Origin of the sequence: Lacticaseibacillus suilingensis (assembly GCF_016861845.1) — a bacterium.
Lineage (GTDB): Bacteria > Bacillota > Bacilli > Lactobacillales > Lactobacillaceae > Lacticaseibacillus > Lacticaseibacillus suilingensis.
In genome coordinates this window covers 24,249-47,163 of record NZ_BOLV01000019.1, presented here as the reverse complement: position 1 = coordinate 47,163, position 22,915 = coordinate 24,249, and the positions used below count along the sequence as shown (strand labels likewise).

The window sequence follows — 22,915 nt, the reverse complement described above, 5'->3', positions numbered from 1 at the left end:
TTATTCCGGATTAGCTCAGTTGGTAGAGCACCTGACTGTTAATCAGGTTGTCGTCAGTTCGAGCCTGACATCCGGAGCTAAACAACCAGTCTAAGCGGGCTGGTTTTTTTGTGTCATCATGCCGATTTTCGGAAGATATGACGTTGAGGCTAGTTGGATTGATATAACAAAAATAGGCCCCGCTAATTGCACATTAGCAGAACCTATTTTTGTTATAGATGCCGTCTAAAGGATTCGAACCTTCGACCCTCGGTTTACGATACCGATGCTCTGCCAGCTGAGCTAAGACGGCATGATGTGTTTCATCACAACAAACGTAATTATACAGGAGGGAAAAGCCGGTGTAAACCCCTTTTTAGGCAAAATGGCTCTCCACGTTATGGCCGTTTTCAAGTCGCCAAAGTGACGAGCAATGCTGCACAAATATTCCGATCAACAAAAAACAGTGCGCCGGAGCCACACTGTTAATGCCATGCCTGAAGGGTAAAATCGGCTTAATTTCAATAACCATAATTGTCTGGGGCCTTGCCGAAATCATCGATCTTCACGACTAAAACATCTGGTACCGTGATTGTGGCACCCATGGTAGATTCATATGACGTTGTCCCAAAGCTCGTGCCGTAGAAAGTAATCTTGTCGCCCTCAAGAACTCTTGATCCTGCCATAATTCCAGGTTCGTATTCAACCAAGACGACATCAGTGTACTTGCCATTAATGCCAACACGCAGGTTGTTTACCTCATCGCCTTCCATGACTTGAAGTACCTTGCCTGTCATCTGGAACTTTCTGTACTTAAATTCGTCCGGGGTGCGGGCAAGGTTTTCAAACGTGACTCCTGAACTATAGTCTGCAGCGTTAAACGGTTCAGATGAAGACGAATCGTCTTCAAGGTCATAATCGGATTCGTCTTCAAAAGAATCATCGGTTGAATTGTCAAAATCAGTCTCATCGTCGACGTCTTCAGTTTCGTCCGCAGTGGGTTCTTTGAGGCCTGCCCCTTTAAGTGCCAAGGTGTCAATCGATTCTACCAAACTAAAAGCGTCGCCGTACTCGTATTTTTTGATCGTGGCGAGCAGTTTTACGGTAGGCTTACCGTAAATATAATCTGTATAAGTGACAATGTGATCGCTATTGGCCTTCAGTGATTTTTGGACATAGCCATCATAATAGACTGTGAGATACTTCGCTGCCACAGGTAGTTTGACACTCACTTTGGCGTTGTAAGTTGCGCCATTATATTTTACAAAGACATCATTTTCTGAGACCCCAGATTCAATTTGCATTTTGTCCTTGCTACATGCTGATAATATCAGGATAGCAAACAAGCTAAACACTACCCAAACCTTTTTCATGTTGTCATCCTCCCTTGCAGTGCTTGCGACTCGTCTGCTTTGAATCGAAAATAAGCGTACACGGTGCCTTTTCTAGTAAAACTTAGTATCAAGCCAAAAAACGCCGTGCAGTGAATAATGACCCAAGCAATAGATATTTCGCTTCAATGAGGAAAAGTCCTCATGAATCTGATTAATATAGTTCACCTGGCTAAAGCGCAGGCACTGCTCGCGAAGTATTGTTATACTGGACAGATGAGCAATTAACCAAGGGGGAAACAAAATGGCAAAGCGGAGGCGGCAGCAGTACCGTTCGTTAGGCGTGGTTGTGGCGGTGCTGATTGCTTTAGTCGGCTGGGGCGCTAATCAACTGGGCGTGTTGCAACAAAAAGGTGAGGCAGGCACCACCATTCAGGCGCCAGCGGCTAGCGAGGTGCAAGCCAAGCTGGAAGGCCTGGATTACAAAAATGATTCCGCACCGGTGGTCACGGTAGATCACAATCAATCAGGGTTGAATATGCGGCAGTGGCAAGGGCCACAGATTATCTATGGCAATTTGGACAGTCTCAATCGCACGACGACCAATACTGGGTATCTGAACAAGCAGACCTTGATCCAATCGGCGGGGCGGCCGAGTCAGCAGTTTGAGCCCACTGGGTGGCACAATCGTTATACCTTAGTGGATGGCAAGCGAGTTAATCGCCAAAACCGCGGGCATCTGATTGCCTACACGCTGTCAGGAAACTTGGATGTGGATGGTAAGTTCCAGCAAGGTGAGCTCGGTTCCAGTGATAATCCGAAGAACCTCGCGACCCAAACGGAATACGCCAATCAGGTGCTGATGCAGCCGTATGAGCAGCAGGTGCGTGATGCGCTAGCCAATGGTCAAAAAGTCATCTACAAGGTCACCACAATCTTTCGCGGTGATGAACTGATGCCCCGCGGCTACTGGCTGCGCGCCAAGTCGGATGGCAATTTGGATTTTAATGTCTATATTTTCAACGTCCAAGCCGGCATCAAGTATGATTATGCGACCGGTCGCAGCGTGGTCGATCAAAGTGTCAAAGTGCCGCAGCAGTAACGTAAAAATGCCTACCCTGACCTGAGCCAGAGTAGGCATTTTGCGTTACTTATTCATCATCGCGGAAGCGCAATTCTTCCTTGTCTTCCGGTGGCGCCACAATGGGTGAGCCTTGCCAAAAGACGATATCGAGGCTGTTGTCAGGATAGTGCTGGTAAGTAATGTCCAATTCATCAAACGTTTTTTGCATGATGGCAAAATAGACTGACAGTGGGGCAGTTTCCAGCCGCCCGGATAACACCATCAGATACTTGACCATTTCTTCAAACAGAGCCTGAGTTAAACCGATGGGCTGAGTGAAGGACAAGTCGATATAGAGCAAGTCCTCGGTGTCCCGGACGATGCCGACCTTTTTCAAGGGAAAGCCGCCAAAGGTCCCAGCATCCTGCAGCGTGTAAACGATGTGTTTGGCTTGGCCCTTGGTGAAGGCCGGTTTTTTCAACATTAAATGCCACATGGCCATGCCCCTGGCCTCCTTTGAACCGTTATCTTTAGTTTCGAGTATAGCACACTGCCGTGATGTGGTTCGGCCGGCCCGTGGTGAATAATTATTAAGTTCTAATTGAAAGCGCTACGCTACTCATAAAGAACACATTTTGGGACAAAAGCCGGTATTCCAAATGAGTCCCCAGTAAATAGGCTTTCCGAAGTGATAGAAGGTATAAAATGTGAAGCTTACAAAGAGTCTCATGAGAGTTTTTCGATGACCTTTTTTTCACATTGAGAGCATAATCATTCACGCTTATAATGTTTCTTTGTATTCTCAGCGAAATCGATTCAACGTATTCACGAGATGAGAGGAAGTATTATTTTCGATGAAAGAAAAATCTAAAGACCGCGCCTTCATGGGGCATCCGCGGGGACTGCTCACCTTATCCATGACGGAATTTTGGGAACGCTTCTCGTATTATGGGATGCGCGCGATTCTCATTTATTACATGTACTATTCCGTTGCCAAAGGTGGGCTAGGCTTTGATCAAGGCACCGCCCTGTCGGTGATGTCCATTTATGGCTCCCTGGTTTACCTGAGTTCGACCATTGGCGGCTTTATCTCTGACCGGCTGCTTGGCGCGCGGCGCACCGTTTTTTGGGGCGGGGTGCTGATTATGTTTGGTCACATTGTGCTAAGTCTGCCGTTTGGCGCCGGCGCCTTGTTTGCCTCGATTGTCCTGATTGTGATTGGGACCGGGCTACTGAAGCCTAACGTGTCGGAAATGGTCGGGAATTTATACGGGGAAAAGGATCTCCGCCGCGATTCCGGGTTTAGTATTTTCGTCATGGGCATCAACTTGGGCTCCTTGATTGCGCCGCTGATCGTCAACTGGGCGCAAGTGAAGTTCAATTTCCATGTCGGTTTTTCACTGGCGGCGTTCGGGATGGCAATTGGGCTGATTGTCTATGCCATCGATAGCCGCAAGTATATCGGTGAACAGGATAACCAGGCCCCAGATCCACTGAAGCCCGGCGAGCTCAAGCCGCTGCTGATCAAAGTGGCTGGCGGGTTGGCCGCTGCCATCATCGTGCTGGGCATCATGGCAGCCACTGGCAATTTGACGATTGCCAATGTCATCATGTTGCTGACGATTATTGCCATCGCGGTGCCAATCACTTACTTTGTGATGATGCTGACGAGCAAGAAAGTCACCAAAGTCGAGCGCTCGCGGGTGTGGGCTTATGTACCGCTGTTCATCGCGGCAGTGATTTTCTGGGCGATTGAAGAATCTGGCTCCAGTGTGCTGGCGGTGTTTGCCGCGAACCAAACGCAACTGACCTTTGGTAGTTTCAAAATTCTGCCTGGCTGGTTCCAGATGCTGAACCCATTGTTTATTTTGTTGTATGGGCCGGTGTTTGCTACCTTATGGGTGAAACTGGGCAAAAAGCAGCCGAGTTCACCGAAGAAGTTTGCTTACGGGCTGCTGTTCACCGGGGTGTCTTACCTGGTGATGATGCTGCCGCTGATGCTGGCCGGCACCGATGCGCGGGTGTCGCCGCTGTGGCTGGTGCTGTCATGGGCGATCGTTGAAATTGGGGAAATGCTGATTTCGCCAGTGGGCCTGTCTGTGACCACGCGCCTGGCGCCTAAGGCTTTTGCTTCCCAGATGATGAGCATGTGGTTCTTGGCTGATGCGGCGGCGCAGGCGGTGAACGCCCAGATTGTGCGGCTGTACACGCCAAGCACCGAGTTGGCATATTTTGGGATTTTCGGCGGTCTAACCATTTTGTTCGGGCTGGTGATGTTCCTGATCGTGCCGCGCATCGAAAAGTTGATGCAAGGGGTCAACTAACCATGCGGCCGCGAGCAGCGCTGGGGCGCGTAGCCTGCTGTGCGGCCGGTTGGAGCCACAAAGCGGTCTCCAACCTAGTTTTAAAGCTCCGATGCGTCTTCCAAACTGCCGCGAAAATCAGCCTTTAGCCTGCCCAGAACGCAGGTTAAAGGCTGATTTTCGTTTCACGGCAGGCCCACGCGCCCCAAGCTCCGCCCACCGCCGCTTCTTGCTAGTTAAAACGAGCCCCGGTGCCATTGGCGTGCGTGAGGGCGGTGGCTGGCATCACAGCATCTCAGGCGTTCAACCAATAAAGGCATGTAAAAGACGCTATTCTTCTATTCTTCAGTCGCAGTGGTTGGGTTGGTCGTAAAGCGCCGCATCCAAGCGGCTAGTAGCGTCATCAACGCCGCACAGCCGCCAAAGACGGCCCAAGCGAGGGTCGGGCTGCTGAGGTTGGCAATGCCGAGGAACAAGGCGGTGCCGGCAGGGGCGCCGATCATGATCAGGGTTTGCAAGGCACTGGCGACGGTGGCCAGGTGCTGACTATCAACGCGGCTCATGATCGTCGCGGAAAGGCGCGGATTGATTTTACCAATGGGGTAGCAAGCAATGACCAACAATGCCACCATGGCGTAGCTGTTGTGCCAGACGACCAGATCGATGGCCAGTAAGACTAAGGCGCTGGTGGTGATCATGGTCAAAGCTGGCAGGGACCAGCGCTGCAAGCCGTCATGCATGAATAAGGCGGCAACGGTGGTGCTCAGCGAAGCGCTGATGCCGATGATGGCCAAGGTGACGCCGAAGTCATGGGCGAACCAGAGGCTGGTCGTGTTGGCAATCAGCACGGATAACAGGCCATCAATGCTGGTGCCGAGGGCGTTGATGCCCACGGCCAGCATGATAACGGCAAACAGGGCCCGGTCTTGCACCATAAATTGCATGGCGCGCTTGAAGCCTTGGACCATGTTCTCTGGTGCAGCTTCGACTTGCTCAGCTGCCGCTGCGGTATCAGCGGCCTTAAACTGACGGCGGCCTTGGAGCAAGACTAGGGCTGCCAGGGCAAAGCTGGCCGCGTTGATCAGGCCAAAAGCCACATAGTTATGGTGCAGCATCAAAATCAGGCTCGTACCCACGGCTTGAAAGACCATGCTGATAATGTTACCGACGCCGGAAAGAAAGCCCAGCCCCGTTTGATACTCGTCTTGGCTGTGTAGGATATGCTTTTGATAATGGAAGATGAGATTGCCGGTAAAATCGGCAATCAGGTCGGAACCCACGTTAATGGCGAGGAGGAAGGCGAAGGTGGCCAGCGTGCCTGGCGCCTGAATGATGATGGCAAGGGCCACATAAAGTGCGGCTTGCACCAGTCGCAGCCAGAACATGAAGCTGAACCGGCGCTGGGCGGGGGTGTGATCAGCCAGGTAACCGGAAGGCATGGTCACCAGCGTAGGCAACAAGTTGGCCAGGGTGACCAGTGACAAGGCGAGCGTTTTGAAGGGTAGGGTCTGGGCATAGATCATGAAAACAAAGTTGAACATGACCGAGCCGATATTGCTGAGGAAAGCGGCGTTTGCGAGAATGCGGAAAGGTTTGTTTGTGCGATAAATGTTCATGATGATGACCTCCAAGCTTTGATGAGGTCATCATAGTTGACAATCTGCTTCTCACTCGGCATATTTGTCATATATGTCAAATAAAGTGAGGCAAAGCATGACGAATTATGGCCAAATCTATCGCCAGTTGCGGCAAAGCAAAGGCATCACGCTGGATGCCGTGGCGGCCGAAACCGGCTTAACCAGTTCCTTTATCTCGCGCTTTGAGCGGGGAAAAAGCACGGTGTCACTGCCGAATTTCGAGGCGCTGCTGACCGCGATCAATCTGGCGCATCCAGAGTTTTGGTATCATGCCCAGCATGCGGATTTGCCAGTTGGCCTCAGTGCTGACGCGGCGAAAATGGTGCTGGTGCAGCGACAACTGCCGTTTTTGGCGCCGTTTCTCAAGCAAACGGATTATTCCAGTGAGAACGTCACCGAGCTGACGCAAGCCCGCGATGAGGCCCTCGCCGCTTACCGGGCAGTTTCAACCCGTAACCGCCATTTCAGTTACTTGTTCTACCAAGGTCTGCTGACCCTGGTAGAACATCCCGACCAGCCGGTGCCGAACCGCTGGTCGCTGCCGGTGACGCAATACTTGCAGCAGGTGGACAGCTGGGGCGTTTATGAAGTGCAGTTGTTCAAGCTGTTTATGCCGATGATGCCAACGCCGGTGAATTTGCAGCTCCTGAGAATGGCGGTGAAGCTGACCAAGCAGCTGCAGGCCACGCCGGTGTATGAGACGATGTTGTTTGATTTGCTGTTCGGTGATTTCAGCGCACAATTGGCGGCGCACGAATTGACCGCGGCCAAACAGATTTTGACTTTACTGGATGAAGCGACGTTGAACAACTTGGAGCCGCTTGTCCGGCGCTTTGCGCATGGCTGGTTGGCGATTGTGGCCGGGCGCCGCGCGGAGGGTCATGCGACCTGTCAGGCGGCTATCGATTTGATGCAGGCAGTTGAGCAGCCGGCCATGGCGCAGCTGTGGCAAAAAAGGCTGCAGTATTTTCTGGCGGATGAGAAGAATACAATGGTGTTTATCAGTTTGTAAGGGAGGTTGCCCATGGTGAAGCTCGGTTTTAGTGTTGATAATCATTTCGACGTGAACCGCATTGATCCCGATGAAGCGGCGCGGCGGCAGGCGGCCTACCTGCTGGCGCATCATTACGGCCTTTATGTCAATGCCGGCGATAGCTTCAACGATTTTCAACAGACGCTTGCGTATTATCATCACCTCCAGCAGCTGGTGGGCCCGGCGGTGCAGATTCGCTTCCTAGCTGGCAATCACGATTTGGTCAAAGGTATCAGCTATGAAGATGCACAGCGGGGGATTGACCCGCTGTATCTGCATGAACAATCGCTGACGGTCGGGGACAATACAGTGATCATCGGCAACAACGGCTGGTATGACTATTCGCTGGCGCCGCAGGACTTGCAACAAACCGCTGATTTTGCCCAGTGGAAACGGGCGTACTGGATAGATTCAGCGATTGATCAACCGGTCACCGATGCCGAGCGCATGGCGCGCGTGCTGACCACAACCAGGCAAGCACTGGCGGCGAACGCTGGCAAGCGCGTGATCTACGTGACCCATTTTGTGCCGACGCCAGCGGCCATGTATTACAGTCCTGAACATCAGTGGTGGCAAATGGCTACCGGAATGATGGGTTCCGCCAAGCTCGGGGCCATGTTGGAGCAGGCGCAAGTCGCGGCGGTGGTGTTTGGCCATTTACACCGCCGGCAAGCGCCCTTGAAGCGTGGGGGCACCACTTATTATCATCAGCCCATGGGCTACGGCCTGAAGCGGCTGAACGAGTGGGGGACGGCCGACTGGTTCCACGAGTGGACATCGACGCTGGTGACGCTGACGGCGTAAGGCGTGGAAAAGGATTGCATTTGCGGCAAATTTTCGCTATCCTAATAAACGTTGATTGATGGAGGATTAGCGAAGAGGCTAAACGCGACGGACTGTAAATCCGTTCCTTCGGGTTCCTAGGTTCGAATCCTAGATCCTCCAGTTCTGGTCAAGTAGCGATTGCTGCTTGGCCTTTTTTGTCGGAGGTATGGGAATGATTTTTGAGACTGAACGGCTGATTGCCCGCGAAATGACCGCGGCTGATTTGCCAGCTTTGAAGGAAACCTTGCAGGACCCCGAGGCGATGTACGCCTACGCGCATGCCTTCTCAGATGACGAAGTGGCGGCGTGGCTCGCCAATAACCGGCGGCGATACCGCGAAGATGGGTTCGGTTTGTGGGCGGTGATTCGCCGCAGTGACAGGCAATTTATCGGCCAATGCGGGCTGACGAAACAAGTCTTTCGTGACCAGCCGGTGGTCGAAATTGGTTATTTACTGGCCCGGCGGTTTTGGCATCACGGCTATGCCATTGAGGCCGCACAAGGGGCCAAGCGGTACGCCTTTGACCAGCTCAAGGTGCCAGAAGTGTGGTCCATTATTCGTGATACCAATTTTGCGTCGATGAATGTCGCCATTAGAAATGGGATGCTCGTGCGTGGGCGAATGGTGAAACATTACTACGGCATCGAGATGCCGCATTATGGCTTTTCAGTACGGCAGAGAAGTTGACACCCGCCACAGCCTTAAGTGATTGACAGGCTTCACGGCAACAGCTAGGCTGAAAGAAAACGAGTAGGGAGCGATGGCAATGACAATCGGCTTTATCGGCGCTGGCAATATGGCGCAGGCCATTATTCAAGGATGGTTAAAGGCCCAGACAGTGGCGCCGACCGATATCTTGATTCACGGCGGGACACCGGCGCACTATGAACCCTATGCCGCGAAAACCGGGGTGCAGGCGCTGGCGTCCAATCGGGCGGTGGTTGAGGCGAGCGATTACGTCGTGCTGGCGGTGCACCCCGAACTGGCTTCAGATGTGATTGATGAAATCGCGCCAGCCTTGGCAGCCAAACCGGTGCCGATTCTGTCGTTGCTGAGCGGTGTCTCGTTGTTGCAACTGGAAGGCGACCTTGGTACCAAAGCCATCCCGTTAGTGCGGGTAATGCCGAATTTAAATGTGGCGATTAATGCCGGGATCACGGCGTATGCGGCTAATGAGGCAGCGGCGACTATCTTGCCAGCAGTGGTTGATTTACTGAAGCAGCTCGGTGAGACCATTGCGTTACCAGAGGCTGATTTTTCTACTTTTGTGGCCTTGGCTGGCAGTTCACCAGCGTTTGTCTACATGTTCATCGATGCGCTCAGCCGCGCCGGCGTGAAGTACGGTCTGACCAAACAGGCCGCCACTAAGATTGCGGCTCAAGCGGTGCTTGGCAGCGGCGCCATGGTCGTGGCCAGCAGCGATAGCCCGATGGATTTGGCTGATAAGGTGGCCAGCCCTGGTGGCACCACGGTGGCAGGGATGCTGGCGATGGAAGCGGCTGGCTTCATGCCGTCAGTGGTGGCGGGGGTGGATGCGACCATCGCCAAGGACCAAGAATCGCGGTAAAGGGTTGCTATTTCGGTCTATACCATTTAAAATAAAGGTGACAGCACCGCGGGTTTAGGAAAGGAATGGGGCAGCGTGGAATCGCCAGTTTATATTCAAATCCATAATCAAATTCGGCAGGAAATAGAAGCCGGTAAATGGCAGATCGGCGATCGCATCCCAAGTGAGCGCGACTTGGCGGTGACCTTCAATGTGTCGCGGATGACCTTGCGCCAGGCGATTCAAACGCTGGTCGATGAAGGCATTCTCGAGCGCCGCATCGGCGCCGGGACTTTCGTGGCCAATCGCAAGGTGCAGGAAAAAGTGTCCGGCGTCACCAGTTTTACGGACATCATGATTGCTCAAGGAAAAAAGCCTTCCAGCAAAACGATTTCCTACCACGTCGCCAAGCCTTCCTTGTCGGAAAGTGAGCAGCTCAAGTTAGCTGATGGCGATCAAGTGCTGCGCATGGAGCGCATTCGGTTCGCGGATGAAACGCCAATCAGTTTTGAAGTGGCCACGGTGCCTTACGAATTGGTCAAGATGTTCAGCAAGGCCGAAGTCACCAAATCCTTCTACCACACCTTGGAGAAAAAAGGTGGTTATGTCCTCGGCGGGGCGCATCAAACCGTCAGCGCGATGACGGCTTCCGAGCGGATTGCGGAGTTCCTCGACATTCGCCGTGGGGATGCTATCCTGCGCTTGCGGCAGATTTCTTATCTGCAAGATGGCCGGCCGTTCGAATATGTGCGGACCCAATATGTGGGCGAACGCTTCGAGTTTTATCTGGAACGCTAAAAATAACAAATCACTGCGCGTCTTGGCGATTCGGCCAAGGCGCTTTTTTGATGATATGACCAGCTGAAAATTTCATGGTCACCTAGCCGGCAGATTTTCATCTTGGGCCACCGATGAGCGCCATTTTAGACTCGCGAAATCTGAAGATTCGGCTGAATGAGCGAATCTAATGCCGCGGCGCCGTCTGATTTTGGTATAATGGTGAGCAACTGGAAAGAATGAAACTAGCTGACAGCCTCGGGTAACCGGTGGCAGAAGGAGCAGAATACTTATGAAATATGCAGACGACAGCTTAGTCTTGCATACCGACTTTTACGAGCTGAATATGATGTACACGTATTGGCAGCAGGGTATTGCCGAACGCAATGCGGTGTTTGAAGTGTACTTCCGCACGTTGCCATTTGGGAGCGGGTTTGCGGTGTTCGCTGGGTTGGAACATGTCGTCAAGTATTTGCAAGATTTGAAGTTCACCGATGATGACATCGCCTATCTGCGGGAAACCACGCCTTATCCAGAAGCATTTTTGACTTACCTGAAGGACATGGCGTTCACCTGCACCGTGCGGTCGGCGGTTGAAGGCGACTTGGTGTTCAACAATGAACCCATCATGCAGGTGGAAGGGCCACTGGCACAGGCGCAGCTGGTTGAAACCGCGATTTTGAACATGCTGAACTATCAGACGCTGGTCGCCACCAAAGCCGCCCGCATTCGCGCCGTGGTCGGCGATGATCCGTTGATGGAATTCGGCACTCGCCGCGCGCAGGAAACGGAAGCGGCCATTTGGGGGACCCGGGCCGCGTACATCGGCGGCTTCAATTCCACCTCTAATGTCCGGGCCGGCAAGCTGTTTGGCATTCCGATTTCCGGCACTCATGCCCACGCTTTGGTGCAGGCTTACCGTGATGATTATCAGGCCTTCAAGGCATATGCCGAAGTCAACCATGACGTGACTTTCCTAGTGGACACCTATGACACGTTGCGCTCTGGCGTGCCGGCGGCAATCAAGGTGGCGCGGGAAATGGGCGACCGCATTGATTTTCAGGCGGTACGCATTGATTCCGGCGATATGGCCTACATCTCCAAGCGCGTCCGCCAGCAGCTCGATGAAGCCGGGTTTACCGACACCAAAATCGTTGCCTCCAATGACCTGGATGAAAACACGATTCAGAGTCTGAAAATGCAAGGTGCTAAAATCGACGTTTGGGGCGTCGGCACCAAAGTGATCACGGCTTACGATCACCCAGCACTGGGCGCGGTGTATAAGCTTGTTTCCATCGAAGATGAAACCGGCGCCATGGTGGACACCATCAAGCTGTCCAGCAATGCAGAAAAGGTTTCGACCCCATCCAAAAAGCAAGTCTGGCGGATTACGCGCCACTCCAACGGCAAGTCCGAAGGGGACTACATTGCCCGGGCGGAAGAAGAAGTGGCCGGTTTGGATGAACTCTACATGTTCCACCCCAGCTATCCCTACATCAACAAAACCGTCCGTGACTTCGATGCGCGGCCGGTGCTCAGGCTGATTTTTGACCAAGGCGAGCAGGTGTACCAGCTGCCAAATCTGAGTGATATTCGCGAATTCTGCCTGCGTAGTGTCGATTCCCTGTGGGACGAATACACCCGGGTGCTGAATCCACAGGAATACCCGGTCGACCTGTCTCAGACCTTGTGGGACAACAAGATGGATCTGATCAAGCACGTGAAGACCAAAGTAGCCAAGCAGCAACTATAATTTTTTCAGCGACAGCGGAGGCCGCGGCCTCCGCTGCTTTGAATCAAAGGAGATTACTATGCGTCCATTACAACAAACGATTATCGATGACTTACACGTTGCGCCAACCATTGACCCGCAAACCGAGCTGCGGCGGTCGGTTGATTTCCTCAAGGCTTACCTCAAAAAGTATAGCGGCCTTAAAACCTATGTGCTCGGCATTTCCGGCGGCCAAGATTCGACGTTGGCCGGGGCGATGACCGAAATTGCGGTTAAAGAGCTGCGCACAGAAACTGGCGATGAAGCATACCGTTTCATTGCCGTGCGCCTGCCTTATGGCGAGCAGGCCGACGAAGCCGACGCCATGGCCGCGATTGACTTCATGCAAGCTGATGAAACCATGCGCGTGAACATCAAGCCTACTGTGGATGCCATGACTACCGCGGTTGAAGCCAATGACCTCGCCGTCAGTGACTTCAACAAAGGCAACATCAAGGCGCGGGCCCGCATGATCGCCCAGTACGCCATTGCCGGCGCGCGGCAAGGCGCCGTGATCGGCACGGACCACGCCGCCGAAGCGGTCACCGGTTTTTACACCAAGTTCGGCGATGGTGGGGCCGATGTGACCCCACTGTCGCGCTTGGACAAGCGCCAAGGTGCCGCGATTTTGAAACTCCTCGGCGCCCCGGCCCATCTTTACGAAAAAGCCCCAACTGCTGATTTGGAAGAGGATCGCCCGGCTTTGCCAGATGAAGTCGCCTTGGGCGTATCGTACCGGCAAATCGACGACTACCTAGAAGGCAAAACCATCGACGAAGCTGCTGCCGAGAAGATTGAAGCCTGGTATCTGAAGACGGCTCACAAGCGACACCTGCCGATTACGGTTTACGATACGTTCTGGAAGTAATCCGACAAAACTTCCTTCGCAATTCTTTTACGTCAAAGTGACACGTATCGAGAGTTGAGTGGTGAACACCAACTCGCCGCTAACGTGAATGTAGGGCGGAGGCTGGCCCGCCCGGCAGTCACCGCTAAGACTTGCAAATACCGCGCTAGACTTGTTATACTGATACCACACATAAGGGAGTAACTAGCGGCCTAGCCGCGGTAACGCCACCAACTAGGAAAAATTCTGGTGTTACCTGAAACTGTGAGACTTGTGCGCTGTTTAGACAGCGACAAGTCTCTTTTTTTCAAGTTAAGCCCGCAGAGGAGGAAAACTGATTGGCTGATAAAGCATTTTATGCAATCACATCTGAAGAAGCGCTGAAGCGAGTCCAGACCACGGTGGCTGACGGCTTGAGCCCTGACCAGGCCGCCCAGCGTTTGGCCCAAAATGGCCCGAACGCCTTAGCGCAAGGGAAAAAGAAAACTCTCGCTGAACGGTTTTTGGATCAATTCAAGGACTTCATGATCATGGTCCTGTTGGCGGCGGCCTTGATCGCAGGTTTTGTGGTTCACGAATGGGCTGACGCCGGCATCATTTTGGCGGTGGTGATCTTGAACGCGATTTTCGGCGTGTTCCAGGAAAGTAAAGCCGAAGAAGCCATCGATGCCTTAGCTAAAATGGCCACGCCAAACGCTCATGTCCGGCGCGGTGGCCAAATTCTGACTATTCCCAGCTCTGAGCTGGTGGTCGGTGATATTGTTCTGCTGGAAGCCGGAGACGTGGTGCCGGCCGACTTGCGACTGGTGGAATCAGCCAATCTGCAAATCGAAGAGTCGGCCCTGACCGGGGAATCCGTGCCAGTGGACAAGCAAGTTGAACCGCTGACCGGCGCTGACATTGGGATTGGTGACCGCACGAACATGGCGTTCATGAACTCGAACATCACTTATGGCCGCGGGGTCGGCGTGGTGGTGGCTACGGGGATGCAAACGGAAGTCGGGCGCATTGCCGGCATGTTGAATGCCGCCCATGAAACCACCACGCCGCTGCAAGATAACCTGAAAGCCTTGGGGAAAACCCTGACCATCATGATTTTGGTGATTGCGGTGATTGTCTTTGGTGTCGGCGTGTGGCGTGGCGCCGAAAGCGTGCCGGAAATGTTCTTGACCGCGATTTCGCTGGCCGTGGCCGCCATTCCAGAAGGCTTACCGGCGATTGTCACGATTATTCTGGCCTTGGGCACGCAGAAAATGGCCAAGCGTAACGCACTGGTCCGCAAGCTCCCAGCGGTGGAAACCCTCGGCTCCACCGACATCATTGCCTCAGATAAAACTGGGACCTTGACGCAAAACAAAATGACGGTGGAAAAGGTGTACTACGATGGTGCGCTGCACGACGCTAGTGCTGGCATCACCTCGGCTAACCCGATCATGACCATCATGAACTTTGCCAATGACACGCAGGTTCAAGATGATGGCAAGCTGTTAGGCGATCCCACCGAAACCGCCCTCGTTGCTTATGGGAAAACGCAAGGCTTCGATCTTGATGCCGCTTTGGCCAAGGAGCCGCGCGTGGCAGAAGTGCCATTTGATTCGGAACGGAAATTGATGACCACGATTCATCAGCTCGCGGATGGCAGTTACCTGGTGGCCACGAAAGGCGCGCCAGATCAACTGCTCAAGCGCGTCACCCAGCTGGCTACCGGCGATGAGGTGGCGCCGCTGACCGAAGCTGATCAAAAGCAAATTTTGAGTGCCAACAAAGGCATGGCCACCCAAGCCTTGCGCGTGTTGGGGATGGCCTACAAACACCTTGATGTGCTGCCGGAAACCATTGACACTAACACCATCGAGCAAGACCTGATTTTTGCCGGCTTGGTGGGGATGATTGACCCAGAGCGTCCAGAAGCGGCTAAAGCCGTGGCGGAAGCCAAAGCGGCGGGCATTCGGCCAATGATGATTACTGGTGACCACCAAGATACTGCCGAAGCGATTGCGGCGCGGCTGGGGATTATCGAACCTGGCGACGATGCCGCGGTAATCACTGGCGCCGAGCTCGACAAGCAAAGCGATGCCGAATTTGAAAAGAATGTCACCAAGTACAGCGTCTACGCGCGCGTGGCGCCGGAACACAAGGTGCGGATTGTTAACGCTTGGCAGAAGCGCGGCAAAGTCGTGGCGATGACCGGCGACGGCGTCAATGATGCCCCAGCGCTGAAAGCCGCTGACATTGGCATTGGCATGGGGATCACCGGGACTGAAGTGTCTAAAGGGGCCTCAGATATGGTGCTGGCGGATGATAACTTCTCGACCATCGTGATTGCTGTTGAGGAAGGACGCAAGGTCTTTTCCAACATTCAAAAGAGTATCCAGTACCTCTTGTCCGCTAACCTCGGCGAAGTGTTGACCTTGTTCATGATGACCATGCTGGGCTGGGATTTACTGGCGCCAGTGCATATCCTGTGGATCAACCTGGTCACCGATACCTTCCCAGCGATTGCGTTGGGCGTTGAACCAACCGAACCAGGCATCATGAAGCAAAAGCCGCGCGGCCGCGCTTCCAACTTCTTCACCGGCGGCGTCGGCCCAGCTGTGATTTGGCAAGGGCTGCTTGAAGGGGCCTTAACCTTAGGCGTGTACTTTATCGCCATCACTTGGCCGGTCCACTCGAGCTACGCCGCAATTCACGCCGATGCGCTGACCATGGCGTATGCGACCTTGGGCCTCATTCAACTGTTCCACGCCTTCAACGTGAAGTCGGTGCACCAAAGCCTCTTCACTGTGGGCGCCTTCCGGAACAAAGCCTTTAACTGGGCCATTCTGGTGAGTGGCTTGCTGCTGGCCGTGACGATTTTGGTCCCAGGCTTTAACGGCCTGTTCCATGTAACCACCTTGGATCTCTTCCAATGGGCGATTGTCCTGGGCGCCGGCGTGGCGATTATTGTCATCGTCGAAATCGTGAAATTTGTTTTACGCGCTACCAAAAAACGGTAAACTGGGGAGCGGAGGTTATTTCATGAATAAAAATCAGCAAAAAATGGTCCACTACAGCAACGTGATGAACGCCGTGATGAGTGGCACCGAAGAAGAACAAAACCGCTTAAGCCCCAAGTTCACCACCTTGCGCAAAGCCATTGACGACAAGCAACTCAGCGAGTTTGATGCGGGTGAATACACCAGCACCCACGAGTTATTTACCGCTGGCACCGCGCACTATGCTGAACTCTTGGCCCAGCTGGAAGCCACCATGCCGCCAGCGCGCTTCATCGGCACTCACAAGCGCCTGATCAGTGCCTACCGCGATTTCGTGGCTGGCTGCGAAGCGATGACCGCTAGCTTGGGCGACACCCCCGCTGACCTGGATCAGCCGGCCTTCGACGCCGCCGAGAAAGCGCAAGATGACGCCACCGAGCACATCCTGACGCAACTCAGCAAGATTACGCGCCTTGCGTAGACTGAAAGCAATCAGCTCAGGCTGGTTGCTTTTTTGCTAGGTGCTTTATTTGATTGACCTGTCAGCTCGATTGAATACGGCGGCAGTTTGCGAGGAGAGATGACTACCCGGATGGTTAACTTAAGCATACTGTTATCTAGCGGGTGCGGTTGGTGAGGCAGAGGCATTGGGCAGCCGCGTGAGGCTGGAGACCATACTGTGGCTCCAGCCGTCCCCCGCCGCAGCCCAATGCCGGCGCCTCACCAGCCGCACCCGCGCCCCTCAAAACAAAAAAACTTTGATTTCCCAGTTGACAGCGGAAATCTGAACTCGTAACATAAAGGCATCGAATTCAAGGAGGACACCAACATGAAGCAGTACACTACCGAAATTAATGTTCGCTGGCAAAGCCAACTGTAGGTAGGTCGCAAGGCGCGACCTGCCAGATGCGCAGGTCGTGTCTATGTTGGCGTTTTACACGTGTCCGCATAGACCCCGCTTAACTTGGGACTATGCGGATTTTTGTTTCGGCAGATTTCCGCACACCTGTGCACAGAAGTCTGCCGATTTTTTTGTGGAAAAAGGGGAGTACAACATGAAACGAATGATTGGATTAATCGTGGTGCTACTGGGCTTTTTGGGGTTTGCTTTTGTCACCACCAGCAAACCAGAAGCCGCTAAGCCAAAGAAGCAGGTGCAAACCGTGGGGATTTTGCAGCTGATGAGCCATCCCGCACTGGATGCCATTCATAAAGGCATCATCGCCGGCTTGAAGGACGAAGGGTACACCGTCGGCAAAAATGTCAAAATTGATTTTCAAAACGCGCAAAACGATCAAAGCAACATGAAAACCATGTCCGAACGCTTCGTCAACGAAAAAGCCGACGCTATGATCGGCATCGCGACCCCGTCAGCGCAGGCCTTAGCTGACGCTTCCAAGAAAATTCCGATTGTACTGGGGGCCATCACCGATCCCAAGGGGGCCGGGCTGGTAAAAGACAATCAGAAGCCTGGGGGCAACATCACCGGCGTGTCAGACCAAGCGCCGCTGAAAGCACAACTGAAGCTGGTTCGGAAGCTGATGCCGAACGCCAAGCGTTTGGGCGTGATTTCTACTTCCAGCGATGCTTCGGCTCAGGTCCAAGCCAAAATGGTGACTAAAGCGGCGCCGGCAGAAGGCTTCACGGTGAAAAACTTCACCATCGCCTCGACCAATGATTTGCATCAGGTGGCGGCCCAAATGGTCACCCAAGTCGATGCCATCTTCGTACCGACCGACAACACGATTGCCGGCGCGATGCCAACGCTGGTCCAGGTGGCTAACAGCCGCAACATTCCGGTGTTCCCAACCGTAGATACCATGGTCAAAGACGGCGGGGTGGCCACGCTGGGCCTGAATCAATATCAACTCGGGGTCGAAACCGGCAAGATGACCGCCGCCATTTTGAACGGCAAAGATCCCGCCACCACGCCCATTCATTTCGAGAAAAAAGGCAAGCTGATTATCAACCTGAGGCAAGCCGCGAAAATTGGGTTGACGATTCCAGATTCTGTCATCAAAGACGCTGAAAAGAATGGGGAAGTGATCAAATGATTAGTTTAGGAGTATCTGCAATTGGCCAAGGGCTTTTGTATGGGCTGCTTGGCGTTGGGTTGTTTTTGACCTTCCGGATTTTGGACTTCCCGGATATGACCGTTGAAGGCACGTTCCCGCTCGGCGCGGCAGTGGCCGTTAGTGCCATTTCTCATGGTATTTCGCCGCTGATTGCGACATTACTGGCGATGCTCGCTGGCATGGCGGCTGGGGCGTTAACCGGATTTCTGACCACCACTGGCAAGGTGCCGATTTTGCTGGCGGGCATTCTGGTCATGACCGGGTTGTATTCCGTCAACTTGCGCATCATGGGCGCGGCCAATGTCTCGTTGCTCAACAAAGCAAACCTGTTCAACGCCCCATTTTTGAAAAACTTGCCGCCGTATTTTGACAGCGTGGTGGTCGGTCTGATTGTTGCCGTGATTGTGGTGGCGCTGCTTATCTTGTTCCTGAACACACAGATTGGCCAGGGCTTTATCGCTTCTGGGGATAACCCAACCATGGCCCGGAGCCTTGGCATCAACCCCGCGCATCAGCAAATCCTTGGCCTGGTCGTCGGTAACGGCCTGGTCGGCATTGCCGGCGCCTTGATTGCCCAAAACAACGGCTATGCCGATGTGAACATGGGGATTGGGGTCATCGTCATCGGTTTGGCTGCCATCATCATTGGCGAGGTGCTGTTTGGCGAATTGACCTTAAGTCAGCGGCTGGTGGCCACCGTGCTTGGTAGTATTCTCTACCGCTTCGTCTTACTGCTGGTGCTGGCACTGGGCTTTTCAGCCAACGACTTGCAGTTGCTGTCCGCCATCATTCTGGCGATTGCCATCATGGTGCCAACCATGGAGCACAAGCTACGAATCCGGCGCGTTTTGAGAAATGGGGTGCAACACAATGACTGATGTCCAATTACAAGTAGAAAATGTCGCCGTGAATGTGGCAGTGGGTGACACCGCCCGCGCCTTGCTCAAAAATATCAACCTCAGCGTCAAACCCGGTGAATTTGTCACCGTGCTCGGCGCGAACGGGGCTGGGAAGTCCACGCTGTTCAATGCTATTACCGGCGACGTGCCAGTGGCAGGCGGTCGCATCACGCTGGCTGGTCATGACATCACGGACGAGCAGCCTGAACGGCGGGCGCGGTTGATTGCTCGGGTCTTTCAGGATCCAAAAATGGGCACCGCGCCGCGGATGACTGTGGCCGAGAACCTGCTGTTGGCCAGCCGCCGCGGCAAGCGCTTGTCGCTGGGTTCCCGCCAGCTCAATGCGCGCCTGGCTGAGTTCAAGACCTTGGCTGCGCAAACCGGTAATGGGCTAGATCAGGCGCTGAACAAGCCGACTGAGGAATTGTCCGGCGGCCAGCGCCAGGCCCTGAGCCTGTTGATGGCGACGATGACCCAGCCGGAATTGTTGCTGCTGGATGAACACACCGCCGCGCTGGATCCCCACACTAGCAAGGCCATCATGACCTTGACGCAGGCAATCGTCAGTCGGGAAAACCTGACCTGCTTGATGATCACCCATCAGCTTGAAGACGCGCTGGCTTATGGCAACCGGATGATTGTCTTGAAAGATGGCCAGATTGCCTTTGACTATGATGCTGAAGCTAAGGCCAAGCTGACCCGGGCTGATTTGCTGGAATACTTTGGTTAATACGAAGGAGGCGCAGTGTGTCTGATCAGGAACTACAACGGCTGGTTGAAGCCGTTTCGCTGCGCGATTTTCACCGCCCGTTTGTTCATCGCGCCACGTTTAACCGGCGCCTACGCAGCACCGGCGGGCGGTTCCACTTGCCAGATGAGAACCTGGATTTTAATCCAAGCTTGTTTGCTGCCGAAGACGAAACGGTGCGCATTGGCATCATTCGCCATGAACTGTGCCACTACCACTTGTACCGCATGCACCGCGGGTATCATCACCGCGACCAAGACTTCAAGCAGTTGTTGGCCCAGGTGGGTGGCTTGCGCTATGCACCGCGGCTGACCAGCAAACCGGTGCGGTACTTGTATCGTTGCAGTTATTGCGGGCTTGAGTATCCGCGCCAGCGCCGGATGAATTTACGGCGTTTTGCTTGCGGGCGGTGTCACCATCCACTGGTGCTAGTGGCGGTGAATTGAGCAAAAAAGGCGGAAAGCCGTTGACATTGCCGGTGTGCTCCCATATACTATTTCTTGTGCTTCTGGCATACCATGCGGGTGTGGCGGAATTGGTAGACGCGCAAGATTAAGGATCTTGTGATCATTATTGATCATGAAAGTTCGAGTCTTTTCACCCGCAGCGCTGAATAACAGGTTTGAAATTAGTCTCACGATCCGGTCTCTCGATAGATCGACGTGGGACTTTTTTTGTGCAAAAGAGGCCGTGTTTTTTGATCACAGGTTTGAGCCGGGGTTGAGCTGATGAAATGTTTTTTTACTTGTTCTTAATTGTCTACAATCTAATGAAAACCATTGCCAATCTTGAACTTTTCAATTGTGATATAAAATACAATGAAAATTATTTGCATTTATTAAATGCTATGTGTTATTTTAGACCTAGTTTCATACCACCATTTCCCAGCTTCGGTTTTTATACATCAGGGGAAATGTTTGGCGAATAGTCTTGCTTTGCGCTGGGAAAAGGGTGACAATCGTTCACTGGGGGAACGTCATCATTTTTTGGGAGTGTTTACGATGAAACGCAAGGATATTACTGGCCAAAAATTTGGCCGCTTAACGGTGATGCGCTATGAAGGCGCCGCCAAAAACGGCAATGCCACTTGGCTTTGCCAATGTGATTGTGGGCAGCGGACCGTGGTTGATGGTTACCGGTTGCGTAAAGGGGCCACGACCAGTTGCGGCTGCTACCGGCGCGAAGTGATGCGCGAAGCAATTCGCAAAAATCCGAAAACCGCAGCCAAAATTGGCCAAAAGAATCAATTTGCCGCCACGGAAGGCGTCAATTTGAATGCGACGTTAACCGTGCGCTCGACCAATCAAAGCGGCGTCACTGGCGTCAGCTTTGATCAGCAGTCTGGCAAATGGAATGCGCGGTTGTTCTTCAAGGGCCAGCTGGTGCTGAACCGGACGTATTGCTCTTTCGGTGAGGCGGTTACGGCGCGCCAGCACGCGGAGCGGCAATACTTAATGCCGCTACTGAAACGGGTGCAAACGCCTGAAGCAATGTCTTTGATGGAGTTGTTGGAAGCGTAGGCCTCAGCCTGATGGTTCATCAGGCTTTTTTTTGCCGCAAAAATCTGTACAATAGCAACAAAATCATGGCCAGTGGTGGCCAAGGAGGCAGCAACGTGAAACACTCTAGTCGCACCATCAGTTTGATGGGGATTTTCGGTGCCCTCATTATTTTGCAGGCGTACATTCCCATGGTGGGTTACATTCGCATTTTTCCTGCGTGGCCGGCGATTTCGACCATTCATTTGACGGTTATTTTAGGCGGGGTGCTGCTCGGCATCCCGGGCGGCGCCGGGCTAGGGCTCTTGTGGGGTGTGATTAGCTTGATCAAAGCTTACACGTCAGCCACCGACCCGATGACGTTGTTGCTGTTTCAAAATCCAGTTATCGCGATTGTGCCACGGGTGATGGTGGGGATTGTCGCGGCAGCGGTGTTTAATCTGATTGCGCCAAAGGTCAAAACTGGGTTGGGCGCCACGGTCAAACTGGTCGCTGCTGGGATTCTTGGAGCCCTTACGAATACCGGCCTCGTGATTGTGTTCACCTGGATCTTTTTCGCCAGCCGAGCGACGCAGGTCGTGGCCGGCGCTGACTCTGCCAACTTGGGCTTGCTGCTGATGGCGGCGTTTGGCATCAATGCCATTGCGGAAGCGGCGATGGCCGGCATCGTCACGCCAATTCTGGGCCGGGTCCTCCTGGCTGTACAAGCCCGCAGAAGATAAAACAAGCCCCTGAATCGCTAGGATTCAGGGGCTTTGTTGGACCATCAATCGAGTTTGGCGATGGCTTTTTGTAAGGATTTCGTTTCGGTGGTGACCGTTTCGAGGTTGGCCGAGACGATTTCGGCTTGCTGGCTCAGGGAACTGGTGTATTGCATCAGTCGGGTCAACGCCGCTTCAACGGCCTTGTGATCACTGGGGTCATTGCTGACGGTTTTGAAGAAGGTGGTTTCAGCAGTGGTCAGCTCGTCGTAGTAAGTGACGAAGGTTTTATGATCCAGATGGGCGAGCTTTAAGCTGTTCAATGCATCCGACAGCCGCTGCTGCGGGAGCTTGCTACCTTGCGCGTTGATCTTGGTGAGCGTGGTGTTGGCCTGCTCGATTTTGTTTTGACTGGTTTCGAGCTTCTTGTAGGTCGCCTCGCGCTTGCTGATGAGCGCCGCCACTGGGCCTTCGCTGCTGAAGTCCTGATTGGGATCTTTGTTATAGGCGGCTTCAAAGGTGGAAGGAAAGGCGCCGGCATCGGCATCCAGTTCGTTCATCAAGGTCGTTTTTTTGCTGACCTGCGTCAAAATGGTTTGGGCCGCATCGTTCAATTGTGTTTTTTGGTCAAATACCGCCGTTGAGCACCCTGCCAGCAGTAGCAGGCTGGCAATGACCAAGCCAATTTTTTTCATCGCATGCGCCCCCTTATCTTCCTATATCCTAGCCGATTAAGCCCCAGAATGCTAGTCATTGACAGAGAAGGCAGCGGAGCAAGGCCGCTTTTGGCCGGATGAGTAGCCTAGCACCACGCATTGCCAGCGTCCTTTGCTGGCGAGGCGTGGCGCGTAGCTACTCACGTACGCAGCGCAACTAGGAAAGGCGGCGGAGGCGAGCGCTCATAG

General features: G+C 53.5%; 21 protein-coding genes and 4 tRNA genes. 20 read left to right on the top strand and 5 right to left on the bottom strand.

What is annotated here, in order from left to right; all coding sequences use genetic code 11:
- Positions 1–4: 4 nt before the first annotated feature.
- A tRNA-Asn gene (locus JUF11_RS10910) sits at positions 5–77 on the top strand.
- 142 nt (positions 78–219) lie between these two features.
- Here the strand turns inward: JUF11_RS10910 and JUF11_RS10905 are convergent.
- Positions 220–292 (bottom strand) — tRNA-Thr (locus JUF11_RS10905).
- 208 nt (positions 293–500) lie between these two features.
- Positions 501–1,352: a hypothetical protein gene (locus tag JUF11_RS10900; RefSeq protein WP_204119632.1), complete on the bottom strand. Its 852-nt coding sequence runs from the start codon at positions 1,350–1,352 to the stop codon at positions 501–503.
- Positions 1,353–1,614: 262 nt separating this feature from the next.
- Here JUF11_RS10900 and JUF11_RS10895 point away from each other — a divergent pair, with 262 nt between their 5' ends.
- Positions 1,615–2,412: a DNA/RNA non-specific endonuclease gene (locus tag JUF11_RS10895; RefSeq protein WP_204119631.1), complete on the top strand. Its 798-nt coding sequence runs from the start codon at positions 1,615–1,617 to the stop codon at positions 2,410–2,412.
- A 49-nt stretch (positions 2,413–2,461) separates the two neighbouring features.
- Here JUF11_RS10895 and JUF11_RS10890 read toward each other — a convergent pair whose 3' ends face one another.
- Positions 2,462–2,875, bottom strand: a complete 414-nt coding sequence (locus JUF11_RS10890; RefSeq protein ID WP_203633658.1) for a hypothetical protein — start codon at positions 2,873–2,875, stop codon at positions 2,462–2,464.
- A 352-nt stretch (positions 2,876–3,227) separates the two neighbouring features.
- Here JUF11_RS10890 and JUF11_RS10885 point away from each other — a divergent pair, with 352 nt between their 5' ends.
- Complete coding sequence (locus tag JUF11_RS10885; protein ID WP_204119630.1) at positions 3,228–4,697, top strand: peptide MFS transporter; 1,470 nt, start codon at positions 3,228–3,230, stop codon at positions 4,695–4,697.
- Positions 4,698–5,014: 317 nt separating this feature from the next.
- Here the strand turns inward: JUF11_RS10885 and JUF11_RS10880 are convergent, their stop codons facing one another.
- Positions 5,015–6,292, bottom strand: a complete 1,278-nt coding sequence (locus JUF11_RS10880; RefSeq protein ID WP_204119629.1) for an MFS transporter — start codon at positions 6,290–6,292, stop codon at positions 5,015–5,017.
- 97 nt (positions 6,293–6,389) lie between these two features.
- On the opposite strand from JUF11_RS10880, the gene JUF11_RS10875 reads away from it, so the two are divergent.
- From JUF11_RS10875 to JUF11_RS10795, 17 genes are all read left to right on the top strand, one after another.
- On the top strand, positions 6,390–7,325 hold the full coding sequence (locus tag JUF11_RS10875; protein WP_204119628.1) for an Rgg/GadR/MutR family transcriptional regulator: 936 nt from the start codon (positions 6,390–6,392) through the stop codon (positions 7,323–7,325).
- A gap of 12 nt (positions 7,326–7,337) precedes the next feature.
- The gene (locus JUF11_RS10870; RefSeq protein WP_204119627.1) at positions 7,338–8,150 is read left to right on the top strand and encodes a metallophosphoesterase; all 813 of its coding nucleotides are present in this window, start codon (positions 7,338–7,340) and stop codon (positions 8,148–8,150) included.
- A 60-nt stretch (positions 8,151–8,210) separates the two neighbouring features.
- Positions 8,211–8,291: transfer RNA gene (locus JUF11_RS10865), tRNA-Tyr, on the top strand.
- Positions 8,292–8,337: 46 nt separating this feature from the next.
- Positions 8,338–8,859: a GNAT family N-acetyltransferase gene (locus JUF11_RS10860; protein WP_204119626.1), complete on the top strand. Its 522-nt coding sequence runs from the start codon at positions 8,338–8,340 to the stop codon at positions 8,857–8,859.
- Positions 8,860–8,938: 79 nt separating this feature from the next.
- Positions 8,939–9,739, top strand: a complete 801-nt coding sequence (proC, locus tag JUF11_RS10855) for a pyrroline-5-carboxylate reductase (RefSeq protein ID WP_204119634.1) — start codon at positions 8,939–8,941, stop codon at positions 9,737–9,739.
- 75 nt (positions 9,740–9,814) lie between these two features.
- A complete protein-coding gene (locus tag JUF11_RS10850) occupies positions 9,815–10,516 on the top strand; it encodes a GntR family transcriptional regulator (RefSeq protein WP_125582777.1) in 702 nt (233 codons plus the stop codon).
- Between the two features lie 271 nt (positions 10,517–10,787).
- The gene (locus JUF11_RS10845) at positions 10,788–12,248 is read left to right on the top strand and encodes a nicotinate phosphoribosyltransferase (protein WP_204119625.1); all 1,461 of its coding nucleotides are present in this window, start codon (positions 10,788–10,790) and stop codon (positions 12,246–12,248) included.
- Positions 12,249–12,306: 58 nt separating this feature from the next.
- Positions 12,307–13,134 (top strand): NAD(+) synthase, encoded by an 828-nt coding sequence (gene nadE / locus JUF11_RS10840; protein ID WP_204119624.1) that lies wholly within the window; start codon positions 12,307–12,309, stop codon positions 13,132–13,134.
- A gap of 317 nt (positions 13,135–13,451) precedes the next feature.
- Positions 13,452–16,109 carry a cation-translocating P-type ATPase gene (locus JUF11_RS10835; RefSeq protein WP_204119623.1) on the top strand — a complete coding sequence of 886 codons (2,658 nt, stop codon included), beginning with the start codon at positions 13,452–13,454 and terminating at the stop codon, positions 16,107–16,109.
- A gap of 22 nt (positions 16,110–16,131) precedes the next feature.
- Positions 16,132–16,569, top strand: a complete 438-nt coding sequence (locus JUF11_RS10830) for a hypothetical protein (protein WP_204119622.1) — start codon at positions 16,132–16,134, stop codon at positions 16,567–16,569.
- A gap of 574 nt (positions 16,570–17,143) precedes the next feature.
- Positions 17,144–18,142: a tryptophan ABC transporter substrate-binding protein gene (trpX, locus tag JUF11_RS10825; RefSeq protein WP_204119621.1), complete on the top strand. Its 999-nt coding sequence runs from the start codon at positions 17,144–17,146 to the stop codon at positions 18,140–18,142.
- On the top strand, positions 18,142–19,041 hold the full coding sequence (locus tag JUF11_RS10820; protein WP_203633664.1) for an ABC transporter permease: 900 nt from the start codon (positions 18,142–18,144) through the stop codon (positions 19,039–19,041). The genes trpX and JUF11_RS10820 overlap by 1 nt, the downstream gene beginning before the upstream one ends.
- Positions 19,034–19,792, top strand: a complete 759-nt coding sequence (locus JUF11_RS10815) for an ABC transporter ATP-binding protein (protein ID WP_204119620.1) — start codon at positions 19,034–19,036, stop codon at positions 19,790–19,792. The genes JUF11_RS10820 and JUF11_RS10815 overlap by 8 nt, the downstream gene beginning before the upstream one ends.
- A gap of 17 nt (positions 19,793–19,809) precedes the next feature.
- Positions 19,810–20,256 carry a SprT family protein gene (locus JUF11_RS10810; protein WP_204119619.1) on the top strand — a complete coding sequence of 149 codons (447 nt, stop codon included), beginning with the start codon at positions 19,810–19,812 and terminating at the stop codon, positions 20,254–20,256.
- A 74-nt stretch (positions 20,257–20,330) separates the two neighbouring features.
- Positions 20,331–20,416 (top strand) — tRNA-Leu (locus tag JUF11_RS10805).
- Between the two features lie 395 nt (positions 20,417–20,811).
- The gene (locus tag JUF11_RS10800; protein ID WP_204119618.1) at positions 20,812–21,330 is read left to right on the top strand and encodes an alcohol dehydrogenase; all 519 of its coding nucleotides are present in this window, start codon (positions 20,812–20,814) and stop codon (positions 21,328–21,330) included.
- A gap of 125 nt (positions 21,331–21,455) precedes the next feature.
- Positions 21,456–22,031 (top strand): ECF transporter S component, encoded by a 576-nt coding sequence (locus JUF11_RS10795; protein ID WP_236000566.1) that lies wholly within the window; start codon positions 21,456–21,458, stop codon positions 22,029–22,031.
- 44 nt (positions 22,032–22,075) lie between these two features.
- Here the strand turns inward: JUF11_RS10795 and JUF11_RS10790 are convergent, their stop codons facing one another.
- On the bottom strand, positions 22,076–22,705 hold the full coding sequence (locus JUF11_RS10790; RefSeq protein ID WP_204119616.1) for a hypothetical protein: 630 nt from the start codon (positions 22,703–22,705) through the stop codon (positions 22,076–22,078).
- Positions 22,706–22,915: the final 210 nt, after the last annotated feature.

What these genes read in the sequence shown, in the direction of transcription:
- JUF11_RS10900 (WP_204119632.1), bottom strand. Translation starts at nt 1,352, where the DNA reads ATGAAAAAGGTTTGGGTAGTGTTTAGCTTGTTTGCTATCCTGATATTA.
- JUF11_RS10895 (WP_204119631.1), top strand. Translation starts at nt 1,615, where the DNA reads ATGGCAAAGCGGAGGCGGCAGCAGTACCGTTCGTTAGGCGTGGTTGTG.
- JUF11_RS10890 (WP_203633658.1), bottom strand. Translation starts at nt 2,875, where the DNA reads ATGGCCATGTGGCATTTAATGTTGAAAAAACCGGCCTTCACCAAGGGC.
- JUF11_RS10885 (WP_204119630.1), top strand. Translation starts at nt 3,228, where the DNA reads ATGAAAGAAAAATCTAAAGACCGCGCCTTCATGGGGCATCCGCGGGGA.
- JUF11_RS10880 (WP_204119629.1), bottom strand. Translation starts at nt 6,292, where the DNA reads ATGAACATTTATCGCACAAACAAACCTTTCCGCATTCTCGCAAACGCC.
- JUF11_RS10875 (WP_204119628.1), top strand. Translation starts at nt 6,390, where the DNA reads ATGACGAATTATGGCCAAATCTATCGCCAGTTGCGGCAAAGCAAAGGC.
- JUF11_RS10870 (WP_204119627.1), top strand. Translation starts at nt 7,338, where the DNA reads ATGGTGAAGCTCGGTTTTAGTGTTGATAATCATTTCGACGTGAACCGC.
- JUF11_RS10860 (WP_204119626.1), top strand. Translation starts at nt 8,338, where the DNA reads ATGGGAATGATTTTTGAGACTGAACGGCTGATTGCCCGCGAAATGACC.
- proC (WP_204119634.1), top strand. Translation starts at nt 8,939, where the DNA reads ATGACAATCGGCTTTATCGGCGCTGGCAATATGGCGCAGGCCATTATT.
- JUF11_RS10845 (WP_204119625.1), top strand. Translation starts at nt 10,788, where the DNA reads ATGAAATATGCAGACGACAGCTTAGTCTTGCATACCGACTTTTACGAG.
- nadE (WP_204119624.1), top strand. Translation starts at nt 12,307, where the DNA reads ATGCGTCCATTACAACAAACGATTATCGATGACTTACACGTTGCGCCA.
- JUF11_RS10830 (WP_204119622.1), top strand. Translation starts at nt 16,132, where the DNA reads ATGAATAAAAATCAGCAAAAAATGGTCCACTACAGCAACGTGATGAAC.
- trpX (WP_204119621.1), top strand. Translation starts at nt 17,144, where the DNA reads ATGAAACGAATGATTGGATTAATCGTGGTGCTACTGGGCTTTTTGGGG.
- JUF11_RS10815 (WP_204119620.1), top strand. Translation starts at nt 19,034, where the DNA reads ATGACTGATGTCCAATTACAAGTAGAAAATGTCGCCGTGAATGTGGCA.
- JUF11_RS10800 (WP_204119618.1), top strand. Translation starts at nt 20,812, where the DNA reads ATGAAACGCAAGGATATTACTGGCCAAAAATTTGGCCGCTTAACGGTG.
- JUF11_RS10795 (WP_236000566.1), top strand. Translation starts at nt 21,456, where the DNA reads ATGGGGATTTTCGGTGCCCTCATTATTTTGCAGGCGTACATTCCCATG.
- JUF11_RS10790 (WP_204119616.1), bottom strand. Translation starts at nt 22,705, where the DNA reads ATGAAAAAAATTGGCTTGGTCATTGCCAGCCTGCTACTGCTGGCAGGG.